This is a genomic window from Bacillus sp. SH5-2, assembly GCF_008368905.1.
Classification (GTDB): domain Bacteria; phylum Bacillota; class Bacilli; order Bacillales; family Bacillaceae_G; genus Bacillus_A; species Bacillus_A luti.
On record NZ_QOSD01000014.1, the window covers coordinates 60,474 to 76,637 of the forward strand.

Genomic DNA, 16,164 nt, shown 5'->3' on the forward strand with positions numbered 1-16,164 from the left:
TCTAAAAATCGTTATATAATGAATTTAATTTAAAATTAGGAGTGGTTAAAATGCCAGATACAATAAGACTCGTTCTTTTCATTCTTATAGCAATTAGTGCTGTTTTCTCTTTAATAAAAGAATTTAAAAAACCTGAGAAAAAAGCACTTTGGATTTCAATAGAGTTTTTAGTTCTTTTCTGGGCGATATGGGTAATAGCAAATATCATAATCTAATTTGTAGATTATAAATCCCCCTGAATAAAACTCAATATTCCGTCAATACTGTAGACAACCCATTAAGTTACTTTCTCCTTGTTCCCCCTTGGAGAACCGAGCAGTTAGCTTTTGCTAGCTGCTCTTTTATATGTAACCTCGTTAGACAAGTTTTCATATAATATAGCCATTCCTTTCTTATAAATTAAGCTTGTCACTTGAATTATAAAAATAGCATTATATCCCATAACTTTTTTTCAGGAATCATTCATATTTTATTTCTGAAAAAGTTGCTCTGTTTTTTAAGAAGATGGTTGCGGAAACAGCCTCCTTTTTATTTATGACAAAATGAAACTCTTTAAAGCTTTATTACAAAGTATGTTATAACTGGTACAATTCGATATAATAGATATAGATCAAACATTGAAAGGAAATATGACAATGAAAAGATATTTTAACTTCATTTCACTTTTCTTCACTGTACTTGTAATAATCAATATTACAAATATACAAACGAAGTACCAATTCTTTATAGGGGCATCTATAGCACTGTGTGTAACTATTATTTCTACAAATGAAATTATAAAATTTCTTGCTACTAGTAGCTTATTAGTTTACGGATTTACTGCTTTGACTTATTTAAGTATAGCTTAATAAATTTCAATTTCGCTTTGTGTTAAAATAGCGTTTTTGTTTAAGATAATAGCTCCAGATTGATTGGATACATTTACTAATTTATTCACCACTAAATCCATGTTAAAATCTCTTGTGAGTACGACATAACTCAATCTTATGAAGCCCTGTAACATTTTCTGCGGGGCTTCTTTTTTTTAAAAGCCGTTAGTGAACTGTGTTGACTACCTTGATTTACAAAATTACTTTTTGTTCACTTTTTTGATATATTTATGAAACATTCATATGTTATCTTCAATACGTTCTTTTCTCTTTATAATGCCGTGTGAGATATACTCAGACTTGAAGCCCTAGCCCCCTAATCCTAGGGCTTCTTCATTTAAATAGGGGTTTTATTTAAATTGCATAAAACCTCTCTTTACCTAAATAGGTTCAAAATTATCTATTTAGCATATATAATACTTTTAGCAATTTAAATTCTATACATAAGTAATGGAGGCATTAAAATGGGGAATGTCCCAAATTTATCACCTCAACAATCAATCTCAAAAAAACAAATTAATCCTAATAAGAATCAACAAACGAATAAAAAGCTAAGACGTCGTCTTTTATTAGCGCTTGCTTTTATGCTACCTATGGTTATTTCCATTCAAATCTGCATTTATAAGCAAGAACAAATGATTCAAGAAAAACAAATTACACTTAATAAAGAAAAGAAAAGGTTATCTGAATTAGAAATTACAGGACGTTATTTTGAAAACGATATTAAAGCTTTAACAGAGAGTGAAGAAGGTATTTTAAAGTTCGCAAGGAAATTATATGGATTCTCCAGACCTGATGAAACTATATTTCAAATAACTGAATAGCTTTTCAGTACATAAGTGATGTTCATAAATCATGGAGCGATTTAATGATCATCGCTTTTTATCAAAATTCTATTAAATAACGCTTTTGTTTGACTTTATTTCTTACATAAGACTGACTAGACGCTAACATTTTTCTGTAGTACAATTCCTATCAGAAAAGTGTTAGGAGATATATTTATGACTTTTGAAGATAATCGTAAATTAGGAATTCAACAAGGATGTATTGTAATTACAGATCAATCACAATATCTTGTTGTTAAAAAGAATGAAAATTATTCTTTATTAAACATCTCAACTGCGGAATGCATAAATTTTGAAGTTTCGCTTGAACATCTTGACGAAATGGTCCAAGTAGATTTAAAAGAAAAAATTCAAGATATCATTCCACCAGAAAATATTAAAATCGTAGCTCAAAACAGAATATAAAATAGATTTTCTAAGAGCACTTTCGATAGTGCTCTTTTTTAATAAAATTCAAATTTCGTTTTACTTTACCCCTGTAGATCCGAATCCACCAACACCACGTTCGCTATCCAATAGCTCGTCCACTTCTACAAAATGAGCTGTTTCCACTGGCGCTATAACGCCTTGAGCAAGACTAGTTCCCCTTTCAATTACCTGGGCTTGCATACTTGCTTCTTTAGGAACTTCAATGTTATCAACTAGAACAACAATCTCTCCTCTAAAACCACTATCTACAGTTCCAAGCACCACTCGTAACTTTGTATCACGCGTCATACCGCTATGCGGGCGCAACGACAGGCTGAAGAAAAAGCGAAGCAAGAAGAACAACAACGTCAAAAGCAGGAACAATCCCATAAACAACAAGAAGCACAAGTGCAAAAACAAAAAAAGACAGAGAAAGAAGCACGTGAAGAACAAGAGAGTTTAGAGTACGCAAAAAGGAGAGCGCAATCATTTGAAGATAAAGAACGAGAAAAAATGAGTTGTGACGATGCGAAAAATGTTCTCGAACAATTAAAAAATGCCGAACAGAATCCGGCTATAAAAGATAGTATTGTAAAGTACCAAGAAAAAGCAAATATGTGCAGCTCGTAATAAAATAACTTAACATAGTAAAACAACATTTGGATTGGAGTCCAATACATATTATTAAAATTAAGATGGTTCAAGTCGGAGGAAGGCACCTTTGGGTGTCTTTTTTTATAGGGGACCTACCCCATGCCCATCAACTTAAGAAAACAGATTCACCCCAAAACGAAAAAATGTGCTTAATTCTCATATATAACTGTCGAGAGATAATTTTTTTGTTTTGGTGGTGATGCAAAATATTAGCTTGATGGCGATGGGACTGAACCCCTAATACTTTATTTTAATAATGACTCTTTTCATGAAATAAAACTCAGTTATCAGTCTAAACCATTTTTTAGATCTAACAATAACAAGTATGCTTCTTTACCTTTCAGATAGTCTCTATTATTCTAATTTCTTAATTTCTTTCAGCCGTGCTATCTCCTTTTCTGAAGCATTTTCTATTTTATACAGTTCATAGCTACCCTTTATCTCATCTATCACTACAAATTCAACTTCATTTCGAACATAGCTTTTAGTTTTCTCCTTTTTATAACCAATAACATTATCTAATATAGTTTCTCCACTATCTTTTTTATATAAATTATAGCTAACAGGCGGGCGGCCAATTACATACTTATTATCAGAAAATCCGACTATGTCATCCCTCCCTAATCCTGTCGAAACACTCCAGACAAAAATAATCTGAAATATAGAATAAACAACAATACCGCATAAGAAAAAAAATAGGATTGATTTAAAAAATAACTTTAAAAGCATCCTGCCCAAAAACATTCCCTCCCATTTCACCTCGAGATAGCAAGAACAAAACTTGAATTTTGTACGCTAAGGAACCGAATTTTTTAGATTGTTGAAATCAATCCCCCGTCAGTGCCATAAGAAAAAGAGTTACCGCAGTAACCCTATTGCTTATAATACACGTCATTGGGAGAAGCTATGGATGAATAAAGTCAATCTATGAAATTTCCCACAATCTTTTAACCTCCACCAATTCCTGTCCATTGAATTCCATTCTATATATATCTGGTTTTGATGTCTGTAGTAAAAAATTAAAATCATACTTACTGTCATAATATCCCATCATCAAAGTCATAACAGCTCCATGAGTGCCTAATACTACTTTCTGTCCTCGATAGGTGTGTAATAATTCTTTTAAGACTTTTATAGCACGTTTCTGACATTCGATATTAGACTCTCCTCCCATTAAAGCAAAGTCGGGGTCTAAGAATGACTTTTTTATCAAAGGGAATAATTCTTTATCCGACATTCGTTCCTCTTCAGCAATAAAAATTCTTTCTTTTAAGTCCTCAAATACTAAAACTTCTTGTCCTATTTGCTTCGCTAACTGCTGAACAGTTAGAATTGAACGATCGTATGGACTTGAGATAACAACGTCGATTCCCTCCTCTTGTAATGCATCTGTTATTCGTTGAACATCTAATTTTCCTCTTTCAGTTAATCCTCTTGTTTGTTCTTTCCCAAATTTTGGTGAATCCCCGTGTCTCACCATATATATGAAAGTTTTCATAATTACCTCCAAAGTTGTATAATCCCTCTTTACACACCTATCCTACGATTCTATAGAAAGAATAGTGTATATTTCATTTTAAGCATTATATTATATTGAAATTTTATTCAATCTTTCCTGTGATTGACTATTAGTTCTAACAAACAGGCCCTTATATAGGAAAAACGCCCCTATTATTACAATCATACCAATATAAACAGACATCATCGTAGGAATTAAGAATGCACCGACGATAATAGTCATTCTTGCAATTAGATCCGCCCCAATATATGATAGACCCGCAAAGGCTGAATATGATCCTCTCTTGTCAGCAGGAATCATATTAGCTTGTTCTGCATTTCTAATTGGTGAGTAGACAAGTTCCCCAACAGTAGCAATAAAGTTAAAAATAATCAGTACGTACCAGGTGTTTGCAGATGTTACTGCCACATAACCTACCCCATAAAGCACAAGACCTAAAAGTAACGCTTTTTTTCCACTTAGATGATTTGTAAATTTATGTACAATAAACGTTAAACATACTACTAAAAGCATATTTTGTATGTTAAGAATACTTAGCATCCTCACTCCTACTATCTCAAAGTTCCCAATGCTTATTGGATTGAATGTTTCTGAAAGTCGTACACCAATATAACTGTTTAAAGAAAACTCTGCTGCAAATATGCAGGTAGATCCTATTACAACTCTTAAAAATGCTCTATCTTGAATAGCAACTTTATAATTTTGAATTAGATCGCGTACTATATTTCCATGCCTTTTTTCTACGCATCCTTTAACTTCTTCAACTAGCCAAATTTTATAAGCAATTGGTAATGTAGCAGAAACAAAAGTCAGTAATATAAATAACTCTTTTTGGTGATGAATGTATAAAAAACCACCTAATGCTGCACCAATTGCCATAGAAAGATTCATAAGCCAATAGTCAATTGTATAGACAGCCTTTCGATTTTCCGGTGTAGTTGAATCTATGATGATAGCTTGCATGGATGGGCGCCCCAGACTGCTAGTTATTATAAAACCTACATAAGCGATTGCAAATAACCAAATTATCTTATTTGTAGGAAATAGGCTTAAAGTCATAAATAAAAACATTAAAGTACTAGAAAAAGAAGTTAATAATAAGATTTTCTTTCGTTGAAATCGATCTGAAATGTAACCTCCAATTAAATTTGAAAAAAAACTTAAAATAACCGTTAAGATTAAAAATAACCCGGCCCATACTTTATTTATTTCTTGAGCAAAAAACAATGCCATGAAAGGCATTACTGCTGATGTAACAGCACGATTAAAAAATGATGTAATTAAGCGTACTTTTATATTTTGCTCAAATTCTCTCCAACTCATCGTATCTCCTCCCCTTGTCTAATGTTATATTAAACTAGACTTATCAAATTAAAAATGGACACCTTCAGAAAAACATGTCCACTTATAAAGGGAGATAGGAAAATGGATAAAACTTTACTGAATCTATGGCAATCATTTTCTTCAGGAAATATAAAAATACAAGACCTAGCAGATTTTTTAAATTTAAGTACAAAGCAAACAGTACGTTACTTACATAAATGGATGGATGAAGGTTGGCTGACTTTCATTCCTGGAAAAGGTAGAGGAAATCCCTCCTCTCTCCAATGGTTGAAAAATATAGAACAAATCTATGAGTCACAAGTAATGGAAATTATGGACCAACAGCCTGTTGAAAAAAGTATTAAATATTTACTATATAATTGGTCTCCAAACAGTAAACTACGCTTGATGACTAAGTTTCATTCAAAATTTGGCTATATACATAACTCAGATGATAAATTAATTATTCCTAGAAGAAATCCCTTTTTAACAACACATCCGCTCGAGGCTGCCGATGTACATAGTGCACATATTGTCGCGAACGTTTTCAATCGACTTGTTTATATGGATAAAAAGGGGAACATATTACCTGAAATAGCTCACAGTTGGGATTTAACTCAATCTACGCTTAGACTATATTTAAAAAAGTCTATAAAATTTCATGATGGATCCATCTTAACAGCGTCTGATGTGAAACAATGTCTCTCAAAATTACGCAGTCATACATACTATAAAGACTTATGGGCACCCATAGAAAAAATAGAGGTTGTTTCACCATTAATTATTGATATACATTACCCAAAGGGGTGTAGTTATTGTTTACAAATGTTATGCATGATAAATACAAGTATTTATAAAGAAAATAACGGTCAAATCATAGGAAGCGGTGGTTTTTATATAGGAGAGAATAACCTGGAAAAAACATCATTAATAGCATTTCATGATTATTTTCAAGAAAGACCTTTGCTAGATATAGTAGAATTCATTCAGGTCCCTCTAGAATTTGATACTATTTATCAATCTTCCAAACACCATAAATGTAATTCTACCTTTCAAGTAGAAAGGAATTCAGGTTTTGGCGTTATAATTATGAATGCTTGGCGCGATTCTTCCATTCAGCACATTGATGTTCGTAATTACTTACATTCGATTATCGCTAACAATATAAATCATATTCATGAATATGATTCTCAAAAATCCCCAAATGTTAATAGCTGTTTGAAAGACATAGATCATCAAGTCAATATTCCAAAAAGAAAACGTCCCGAATTTAAAGAACCACTTATTATAAAAGCTACTCAGTATACAGAAGCGACTACAAAATGGTTAATGCATATCTTAGAAAAAGAAAATATACCTTTTCAAGTCAAATGGGTTCCATTTGAAAACTATCTTAGGGATGAAAAGCTTAATGAACAAGTCGATCTTTTTATTCATGGTGAAGTATTCGAGATGAATCAAGAGATATCATTTTATTATTTTTTAACAGCTAGATATTCACCATTGGCTAAAGTGTTAAAAACAAATAAATCACTAAGAAAACAACTATCTAAATATAAACATACACCTTTTGAAGAGTGGGCTTTATTAAATAAGAATCTTGAAAAAGAACTGATAGAATCCTCTATTATGATTCCCTTATACGATGATACACGGCAAATTCCTTTTTCATCAGATTTAACGAATATTAAGATGAAATATTTTGGGTATGTGGATTTTTCTCAACTTTGGATAAGACCTTTAATTTAAAATTCACAAGAAACCTAATCCACTTGTAATAATTATTACCCTATTTAATTTCCCTGAGGCCAAAGGTGAATTTTCGGGGAGTACGGATACATCGCTATCAGGTCAATTAAATTGGTATCTTAGAATCATCAACTTAAACAATAAATAACACCATCTCCATTTTTTCAATATTTTGAAGGACTAACAAAACAAAATTATTATCTCTCCACTGTTAACTATGAGAAATTAGCTCGTTTTTTCGTTTTGAGGAACCATCGATTTCTAAGCTTGATGATGATATGACGCAACCTCAACTTGGTAAAATATCATTTGAATGGGAGTCCAATACATATTATTAAAATTAAGATGGTTCAAGTCGAAGGAAGGCACCTTTGGGTGTCTTTTTTTACGCTAAATCATTACTCCTCTTTTCTTTTTAATTTAAACTTAGAACTAAGTGTAGTCTTGAAATAAAGTTTGATTAAATTAACTTAATAAACCTTGATAAAAGAGCAAATAAAAAAAGCGCGATTCGAAAAAAGATTGTTCAAAACACGCTTTTTCTATATTCAATTAAATCATCCTTTTATAAAAAAGTTTGATAATTTTTGTGATCATTCCTCCATTAAAGCTCCCAATTGTTGAAGATCAATTAATTCTTTTAAAACTTCCCCCTATTAAATTTCAATAAGTATAGGAACAATCATTGGCTTTTTCTTAGTATGTGTATATACATATTGTCGTATTGATTTTTTTATTTGTTTTTTCATTACATTCCATGAGTTTCTATTTGCTTCTTGTAGCTCGTTAACAGTTTTTATAGTAAGTCGATTAACGTCTCTTCGGAGTTCTGAGAAATCTCTATCCACAAATCCACGAGAAATGGTATCGGGTTCAGAAATCAGTTTTCCTTCCGATTTGCTCATAGTTAAAACAATCATGAGCATCCCATCCTCGGAAAGTTGTTTGCGGTCTCGTAACACAATTTCCCCAATATTATCGACATCTCCCCCGTCTATGTATGTATTCCCCACCGGTATTTTCCGGGTCTGACGGGCAATGGTATGTTCAATATCGACGACATCCCCATTATTGATGATAAACGTGTTTCCTTGCTCCACTCCAACAGATTCAGCTAACAAACGGTGATGGTGTAGCATTCTAAATTCACCGTGAATGGGAATAAAATATTTTGGTTTCATTAATGTAAGCATTAGTTTTAAATCTTCTTGATAACCATGGCCAGAAACATGCATTCCGGATGTACTTCCTGATCCATAAATCACTTTGGCTCCAAGTGCAAATAAGTTGTCTACGATACTTGTGATATTTCGTTCATTCCCGGGTATTGGACCTGCTGCAAAGATAACCGTATCTTCAGGTAAAATGTCGACACCGCGAAAGTTTCCAGTGGACAGGCGAGCAAGAGCAGCCAATGGCTCTCCTTGACTCCCCGTGCATAAAATGGCCATCCTTTCAGGAGCCATTTCATTGATTTCATGTGGGGCAATTAACATTCCATCTGGAACTGTTAAATAACCACGTTCCATAGCAACCTCTACGACATTAACCATACTTCGTCCAAGCAACGCAAGTTTTCGATTTGTTTTTTGCGCTGCATTCACGACTTGCTGAACGCGACTAATATTTGAAGCAAAGGTAGAAACAATAACTTTGCGTTCAGCTTTCATGAAAACTGCTTCTACATGTTCACCTACCATTTGTTCCGATGGGGTCAAACCAGGACGCTCTGCATTGGTACTCTCAGACAATAGAAGCAAGACCCCGTGTTTGCCGATTTCAGCCATTTTATGAATATCCGAATTCTCATTATTCGCAGGGGTTAAATCGAACTTGAAATCCCCCGTATGTACAATATTACCCTCTGGTGTGTGAAAGACTATCCCCAAGCAATCAGGAATACTATGGGTCACTTTAAAAAAACTTACACTCATTCCTCCGATTGTCAAGTTTGAGTTTGAGTTGATTTCAATAAGTTCACTTTCTCCTAGAAGTTTATGTTCTTTTAATTTGATTTCAATTAATCCTAGTGTGAAGCGTGTGGCATAAACGGGTACATTCAACTTTTTTAAGAAGAACGGGATCCCCCCGATATGATCTTCATGTCCATGTGTGACAATTAAAGCCCTGACTTTATCTTTATTTTCTACTAAGTAAGCTATATCAGGGATAATCAAATCAATTCCTAATAAACTTTCATCTGGAAACTTATTGCCACAGTCGATAATCACGATATCGTTTGAATATTCGATTGCATACATATTTTTCCCGATTTCATTCAAGCCGCCTAAGGCGAAGATAGATACTGCATTTTCTATTGTACTCAAATTTATATCCTCCCATTTTTAATATAATCTTAGTATGCCCTTTGGGTTTCCTTTTATCAGCGGGTTGAATGCTCGAGCTTCCTATAAAAAAGGAAACTCTAGACTTGTTTTTTCTTAAAAATAATGACTACAACATTGATGTCTTAGTTTCCCACATCGTTATCGAGGTCTTTCCTCCCAGTGAGGCAGCTTCTTGAGCATGGGTCTGATATTGTACCGGACTCATGCCTTTTAGTTTTGCCTTTGCTGTTGTGTATTTTATATTGTGGATCCATTGACAGTTACTTTTGCGTCTATAGTAAATCCTAATCCTGCATCTACAGATGCCTACAACATTATTATCCTGCCAATATGGAGAATCATAGAAACTTAGGTTATCCACTTTAAACACGACACGTTTTCCTACATTTAAATTGTTTCGTTCCAATCGAATACAACATGAAAGAATACGTTTCTCCCTGTCTCACCAGATTTCTTGGATTTAAAGCCATTTTCCCTTTTAGGGTGATATAGTCCTTAAGATCTTGTTAAACCTGTGCAATTACGGTTGGAATTTCATTCTGTTTGACACATATCCCCAGGCTATCTGGAAATGATAAAAGATGAGGTGACTGACATGAAGGATAAAATATTAGAATTAGTACCAGAATCGGTAAAAAAATTACTCCAGAAAAAAGTTAAAGATAGAAACCAATGCATCATTGATTTGGTTGTGGATGATGCAACTGCTTATGGATTTGAACCGGAGCAAGTAATCCCCTGTATCATGGCGGGTTATTATGTTTATGAATCCACCACCTATCCCAGTGAAATGGAGGAAGAATGGAAGCTGAACTTGGTTTTTCATGCGGCCAATCGCTCGGCAATGAAGCTTCTGTCTTATGGGAAGTATAAAGCGAAACAATCTGAAGGTGGATGGATGAGATATACAAATCAATAAGGTCTACTTAACATACACTAACTAGCTTGGTGAGTATGAGGCACCGTCACATACCCATCAACTTGAGATTTTGAAATACCCCCAAGTATTTTGGTAAAAAAAAGCCGAAGCTAGACATGCACACACATATAAAACCAAAATAATTTAACCATCTATGCACATTTTTCATTCTTCCCCCTCCTTAAACTACATTTTATCATTCCCTCCTGTTTTTGGGTGTGAGTGCTGGCTGGTCGTGTGGTGATACCCCTATATAGGGCTTTTTCTTTTTTCTCAATGACCAATATTACTTAACATGATAAAATACTGTTTGGATGGGAGTCCAATACATATTATTAAAATTAAAGTGGTTCAAGTCGGAGGAAGGCACCTTAGGGTGTCTTTTTTTATTTCTTAAAGGACCTGCTCATTCATCATTAAAAAGCATAAGGTTATGTAAACTTTATTTTTTATTATTAAAATAAAATGGTTAATTGATTTAGATCATTTTAATAAAGTATTGAATACTATGAAACTATAATCTATAGATTATTAATCCTTTAATTTAGTGGGAGGTGAATTTAATATGCCTTTCTCTACTGGTCCAATTGAAAACGTAGGAAATCAACCTAGTAATGCAACTAGAGCGAGGGTTAAAATTCTCAATCGTACTGCAGGTCCACTTACTGGGGTAGTTAGATCTTTTAGCCTTGACGGTACAAGAACATTAATCGAACAGGTAAACTTTAATGTGGCTGCTAATGCTTCCGGTTTTGTAAATCTAAGTTTAGTTCACTCTACTTTGGGACAAGCTCTTCAATACGAAGTTGAAATTGTTCCTAATCAAAACGGTGGTTTATACAGTGTCTACGGAATAGCACCTGGTAATGTTATTATTACTGCACAACGAGTCTTGAATTCAGAACTAACGCAGATTCTTTAGTTTTAAAAGTAAAGTGATTCAAGCCGGAGGAAGACACCTTAGGGTGTCTTTTTTTACGGCAATACATCAATATTTTCTTTTTACAATTGGTATATAACGATATCTAATGGGCTTTTGAGCAGTACGATGGACGTCAACAAGGTCGTAGTTCCATTGTACTTGAAAACGCTAGATATACTATGATTTGATTTCATCATAAAAGAAAGCATTTCCAAAACAAAAAAGTGCAATTTCACCAAAAATAAGAAGAGCGCCGATTGGATCTCTTCTTGTTTTTACTTAATCTATTAACATAATATCGTTCCAGCAATATATAAAAATGATCATTAAGCAAGCTTTCCATTTTGGTTTGAAGCAAATTCTACAAAGACTTCCTGACCTCTTGATAGAAATGAACTACGTCGCAGTAGGAGTTATATCCACAGCTGTAATTTGACAGGTGGAAATAGCGAATCTAAAGAGTGTAGTTGGATTTAAAGGTATTGGTAAAGTACCTATCACTATGCCAAGAGCTGTTTGTTCCACATTAAAACCTGTTGCAATAGAACCATTACTTACTAAAAGATTCACTATAGATCCGATATACGTATCCAGTAATTGTCGAATTGGTCGTTCACGACAATCACACTCACATCCTAAATCGGCAGGTGGAAGTAATGTTAGTGGGGGTACTGTTAGTGAAAATCCTACCCCTATTACATCAGAAATATTGACCACGAAAGTTGTGGTGCTAACTGGATCTTTGACTGTAACTAAAAAATCATTCACGGAAGTAATATTGAATAAAAAGAAACGAGGGGCTACATTTGGTGCGTCTGCAATAGTGGCAAGAATCACAGTCTGCCCCATAAGTTGTTGTAAAACGTTCTGCATAGGGAAAACACAGCAATCACAAAGACAGCCCTCAGTTGCTCCTGTGGGACCTGTTACTCCTGTCAGACCTGTTACCCCGGTTTCTCCTGTTGGACCCGTTGGACCTGTTGTTCCAGTCGGTCCGGTGACTCCTGTAATCCCAGTCGGGCCAGTAGGTCCTGTAGATCCTGCCGGACCTGGAATTCCCTGTTCTCCTGGAATAGGAACCGGAAACGCACAAGAAATATCACAAGGATTAAATCTATTTTTTGATGACATAAACAATCAGACTCCTTTACTTACCATATTCATTATATATAATGTAAAGTGAGCTTTTGTTCCTGTATGTTTATCCAGGATTATCTAATAAATAGTGAGAATATACATCATATTCATAGAAAGTTAATATAATACTCCAATAAATAAAATGCGGTTATCAAGTCGAAGGGAGACACCTTAGGGTGTCTTTTCTTTATTTCAAGAGGACCTGCTCAATTCATGCGTAAAACCATAAAGTAAATTGAATCCACTAAAATACATGAGTGACCCCGTGTTTTCCCCTCCCATTAAAGGAGGAACTATTATGGGATTTGGTGGTAGTTGTGGCGGCTTTGCTGGAGGATTTGCTTTAGTAGTTGTATTATTTATTTTATTAATCATAGTTGGAGCTGCTTGCTTCTGCTAAAAAAACTATCAGAAAAGACACTCATTTATGAGTGTCTTTTCTTTATGGGGTACTGACCCACATCCATCAACTTAAGGTATATTTTTATACAAAATGCGGTCTTTCTATATAGTTTTTTATTATCTTTTATAGATTTTATAAAAATGGGCATATCAAATACACCCTGATGTTGGTTTGGAATAAAGTTTGATCAAAAATACCTCATAAACCCGTATTTTATGGTAAGTAAAAAGAATCTATTTTGAAAAAAGGATTGATCAAAATAGATTCTTTTCTAACATATTTAAGTTCCGGTTTTATAAAAAAGTTTGATAATTTTCTACCTTTGATCTTCAACAATAGCGCCCTATAATGGAATAACTAAAATATGGTCTCAATCCAAAAATCAATTATTTCCTTCTCCAACGAGGTATGCTTCAGGAAAAACTTCTGAAATATCATAGCTTTATATAACATTGATTCAATTCTTTACAAGACTGATAGATAAGTTCAAAAAGGCGGTCTAGATCCTTTAATTCCACACAGGAAAATGCAATCCGAAGGTCTGTCTTGGCAAGGGAGATGGTACCCACTCCGTACTGATTGAGCAAGTGGATCCTTAGTGTTTCAGCATCAGAATGTTTTATGCGAAGGCATACGAAATATCCTGAGTTGAATGGATAAGGTTCAAATTCATCCGCATATTTCCCGTCAGCTAAGATCTCTTTGACTCGTCTGGCCCTGTCTTCCATTACTTTATTTCTCTCCCTGCGCTGCATTTCAAATTTAGGATGTAACAAGGCATCCAAAATGATTGTTTGGGAAAGGTGTGGACTGCATGAGATGGTACTTCGAATGGAACCCATCGTCTTTTTCTCCAACGCTTCTAAAACCAGAGGATCCTGAATTCCAAATGTGAGAAACCCAACACGAAAACCCCAAGCATACTCTTCTTTCGTTGCCCCATCAATTTTAATTGGGAGGACATTCGGGTGTAATCCTACTAAACGAGCAAATATAGATTCCTTGATTGAATCTTCGTAATATAATCCAAAATAAGCATCATCCATAACAGCAACAATATTAACCCCAAGATCCGCTGCCTGCTTGATGGCATCAAGAATTCCTTCTGCCTCTTTCACCGTAGGAGTATACCCGGTAGGATTATTCGGAAAATTAAGCACAAGAATCGCTTTACCATTTTGGCAGGATAAAAGGGCCTTCAGCATACCTTCTACATTAAATTTGTTTGTTTTCGTAAATAAAGGATAGGTCACGGTCCCACAGTCGTGGCGGATGTTGAAAAGTATATGATAGTTATCCCAATACTTATCTGGCAGTATAATCGAATCGCCTTTTTCCACAAACAGGTCGGATACGATACTCAAGCCATGGGTCAGCCCATTCGTCACAATCGGGGTACCAAATTCCTTTCCTTCAAGGGAAGGATTATCCTTTAGAAGCTTTTTTCTCCAAACCTCACGCAGCTCCTGTTTTCCCGCGGGTGGTGCATACGGATACAGGTCTTTCGGATTATATGAGGAAAGGTTTTTATGAATCACATCTATATACATGGGTTGTCCACCCTCTGAAGCCATCCCGATTGTTGCATTGAATCGGTCAGCTTTCCCCCTTGCCTCTCCAGCTTGGCTGACAATCCCTTTGGGGAAATACAAGGATTTTCCTAACATTGAAAACATTTCATATACTGGTTTATTCCGTTCTTCAATAACATTATTTAATTCTAAAGCCAATGGGTTTAGCATTTTTACACCTTCTTTATCTAGTTGGATTTTTTCAGATTCCAGTTCTCTTACATTTGGATTCCCCAGGCGTGAACACATAAATCCTGGATCTTCTCCTGCGAAGCGTTGTGCTCCTACTTCTGCATTATCAAAAACAAATGTTGAAGTCATATAAACAGGGACACTCCATCTATATTGTTTCCTTTACTTTAAGGATAAATTAAAAATAAGTAAAATACATATTTACTATTTTAATAATAACATTTACTTATAATAGAATGTTAATTACATAAAGGAAGTATCTATGGGGGTACCGCCAGCATTTTGGAAAATAACCACCTAAGAGTATGTAAATTTTTATACATTTTTTTGGCTAATCCAGTAACAAACAAGAACCCTAAAACCGCGCCAGGATAGGAACGTATAAAAAAAATGCATAGATCCATAGAACAAAAAAAGAAGGTTCCTTTGTGGAAGTAGGTTTTTCCCTTTTCTTTGCTACCGATAATGAGACGTTATGTTAACCTTATATGAATATTATATTCATGGGTAAGAACGAATGTTTGTCATTTGTTTAGAAAATTTAGTAAACTTGTTTATGAGGCTAAGTGAGAGGAGAAATATAAATGAATACAATTGATTTATTGTTATTAAACTTAACAGAAGTTAGAAGACGGAGTATAAAGATATGGAAAACAATTCCTAGCGATAAATTGGATTGGAAACCAGATGAAAAAGCTATGACTTGTTTAGAGATGATTCGGCATGTACTGGAATCAGAACATTATTATCATCTGGCTATTGAAAATAGGGGAAGTCTGAAAGAGTATAATTCTCCATTTGAAAACAGACCTTTTTTATCTATCGAAGATGAACTGGATTTTGCTGAGATATATCACAAACAATTTTTAGATACTGTTCGTTCTTTTTCTAATGAAGATCTAAATACAATTAAAATTGATCGTTCAAATGTAGGGTATATCCGTTCTTTAGGGGATATGTTAATGCGTATAGCATATCATGAAGCAGTTCATACGGGACAACTCTTAGATTATTTAAGAACAATGAAAATTGAACGCCCTAATGTTTGGGATTAATAACATAACTTCCAATAACGAAAATTATGTAAATCAGCTGTCCAAGTGGACAGCTGATTGTTTTTTTGCTTAGCGTACAAAATTCGCATTTTGTTGGCGTTATCCCATCGCTATCAAGTTAAGATTCTGAAGTACCCCCAAAATAAAAATTTTATATCTCTATGGTTAATTAGATCTTAGTTATTTTAGAAATCCTAAATTTCTTCAGTTCAAGATAGAAGTTCTTTTCAAAAAAATAGAGTTCTTAAGA

At 34.2% G+C, this 16,164-nt stretch carries 15 protein-coding genes and 3 pseudogenes; 10 read left to right on the plus strand and 8 right to left on the minus strand.

Features of this window, described 5'->3' with window-relative positions; genetic code table 11:
- Positions 1 to 50 precede the first annotated feature (50 nt).
- From DN410_RS27955 to DN410_RS11600, 4 genes are all read left to right on the plus strand, one after another.
- A complete protein-coding gene (locus DN410_RS27955) occupies positions 51 to 215 on the plus strand; it encodes a hypothetical protein (protein ID WP_076542666.1) in 165 nt (54 codons plus the stop codon).
- A gap of 420 nt (positions 216 to 635) precedes the next feature.
- The gene (locus tag DN410_RS28760) at positions 636 to 848 is read left to right on the plus strand and encodes a hypothetical protein (protein WP_370456800.1); all 213 of its coding nucleotides are present in this window, start codon (positions 636 to 638) and stop codon (positions 846 to 848) included.
- A gap of 485 nt (positions 849 to 1,333) precedes the next feature.
- On the plus strand, positions 1,334 to 1,693 hold the full coding sequence (locus DN410_RS11595) for an FtsB family cell division protein (RefSeq protein WP_149176612.1): 360 nt from the start codon (positions 1,334 to 1,336) through the stop codon (positions 1,691 to 1,693).
- Between the two features lie 177 nt (positions 1,694 to 1,870).
- Positions 1,871 to 2,119: a hypothetical protein gene (locus DN410_RS11600; RefSeq protein ID WP_149176613.1), complete on the plus strand. Its 249-nt coding sequence runs from the start codon at positions 1,871 to 1,873 to the stop codon at positions 2,117 to 2,119.
- Positions 2,120 to 2,179: 60 nt separating this feature from the next.
- On the opposite strand, the pseudogene DN410_RS11605 reads toward DN410_RS11600, so the two are convergent.
- Positions 2,180 to 2,461, minus strand: a pseudogene (locus tag DN410_RS11605) (dUTP diphosphatase); the annotation flags it as partial.
- Here DN410_RS11605 and DN410_RS11610 point away from each other — a divergent pair.
- A pseudogene (locus DN410_RS11610) lies at positions 2,444 to 2,752 on the plus strand (hypothetical protein); the annotation flags it as partial. The pseudogenes DN410_RS11605 and DN410_RS11610 sit on opposite strands and share 18 nt — an antisense overlap.
- A gap of 378 nt (positions 2,753 to 3,130) precedes the next feature.
- Here the strand turns inward: DN410_RS11610 and DN410_RS11615 are convergent.
- From DN410_RS11615 to DN410_RS11625, 3 genes are all read right to left on the minus strand, one after another.
- A complete protein-coding gene (locus DN410_RS11615) occupies positions 3,131 to 3,514 on the minus strand; it encodes a hypothetical protein (RefSeq protein ID WP_149176615.1) in 384 nt (127 codons plus the stop codon).
- A gap of 187 nt (positions 3,515 to 3,701) precedes the next feature.
- A complete protein-coding gene (locus DN410_RS11620; RefSeq protein ID WP_149176616.1) occupies positions 3,702 to 4,274 on the minus strand; it encodes a histidine phosphatase family protein in 573 nt (190 codons plus the stop codon).
- Positions 4,275 to 4,364: 90 nt separating this feature from the next.
- Positions 4,365 to 5,618 carry an MDR family MFS transporter gene (locus DN410_RS11625; RefSeq protein WP_149176617.1) on the minus strand — a complete coding sequence of 418 codons (1,254 nt, stop codon included), beginning with the start codon at positions 5,616 to 5,618 and terminating at the stop codon, positions 4,365 to 4,367.
- A gap of 102 nt (positions 5,619 to 5,720) precedes the next feature.
- On the opposite strand from DN410_RS11625, the gene DN410_RS11630 reads away from it, so the two are divergent.
- Entirely contained in the window at positions 5,721 to 7,367 is a 1,647-nt protein-coding gene (locus DN410_RS11630; protein ID WP_149176618.1) for an ABC transporter substrate-binding protein, read from the plus strand.
- Between the two features lie 656 nt (positions 7,368 to 8,023).
- Here DN410_RS11630 and DN410_RS11635 read toward each other — a convergent pair.
- Together DN410_RS11635 and DN410_RS28445 are read right to left on the minus strand one after the other, a co-directional pair.
- Positions 8,024 to 9,694 carry a ribonuclease J gene (locus tag DN410_RS11635; protein ID WP_149176619.1) on the minus strand — a complete coding sequence of 557 codons (1,671 nt, stop codon included), beginning with the start codon at positions 9,692 to 9,694 and terminating at the stop codon, positions 8,024 to 8,026.
- Positions 9,695 to 9,837: 143 nt separating this feature from the next.
- Positions 9,838 to 10,100: pseudogene (locus DN410_RS28445) on the minus strand (hypothetical protein); the annotation flags it as partial.
- A gap of 210 nt (positions 10,101 to 10,310) precedes the next feature.
- On the opposite strand from DN410_RS28445, the gene DN410_RS11645 reads away from it, so the two are divergent.
- Positions 10,311 to 10,634: a hypothetical protein gene (locus DN410_RS11645; protein ID WP_149176620.1), complete on the plus strand. Its 324-nt coding sequence runs from the start codon at positions 10,311 to 10,313 to the stop codon at positions 10,632 to 10,634.
- 565 nt (positions 10,635 to 11,199) lie between these two features.
- Positions 11,200 to 11,556, plus strand: coding sequence for an ATPase (locus tag DN410_RS11650; RefSeq protein WP_149176621.1), 357 nt, complete (start codon positions 11,200 to 11,202; stop codon positions 11,554 to 11,556).
- Between the two features lie 396 nt (positions 11,557 to 11,952).
- On the opposite strand, the gene DN410_RS11655 is transcribed toward DN410_RS11650, so the two are convergent.
- Positions 11,953 to 12,687 (minus strand): hypothetical protein, encoded by a 735-nt coding sequence (locus tag DN410_RS11655; protein ID WP_149176622.1) that lies wholly within the window; start codon positions 12,685 to 12,687, stop codon positions 11,953 to 11,955.
- A gap of 304 nt (positions 12,688 to 12,991) precedes the next feature.
- On the opposite strand from DN410_RS11655, the gene DN410_RS11660 reads away from it, so the two are divergent.
- On the plus strand, positions 12,992 to 13,093 hold the full coding sequence (locus tag DN410_RS11660; protein WP_000505675.1) for a YjcZ family sporulation protein: 102 nt from the start codon (positions 12,992 to 12,994) through the stop codon (positions 13,091 to 13,093).
- A gap of 437 nt (positions 13,094 to 13,530) precedes the next feature.
- Here DN410_RS11660 and DN410_RS11665 read toward each other — a convergent pair whose 3' ends face one another.
- Positions 13,531 to 14,988, minus strand: coding sequence for an aminotransferase class I/II-fold pyridoxal phosphate-dependent enzyme (locus DN410_RS11665; RefSeq protein ID WP_149176623.1), 1,458 nt, complete (start codon positions 14,986 to 14,988; stop codon positions 13,531 to 13,533).
- Between the two features lie 455 nt (positions 14,989 to 15,443).
- Between DN410_RS11665 and DN410_RS11670 the strand changes: the two genes are divergently transcribed.
- On the plus strand, positions 15,444 to 15,914 hold the full coding sequence (locus DN410_RS11670; RefSeq protein ID WP_149176624.1) for a DinB family protein: 471 nt from the start codon (positions 15,444 to 15,446) through the stop codon (positions 15,912 to 15,914).
- The last annotated feature ends 250 nt before the right edge of the window (positions 15,915 to 16,164 follow it).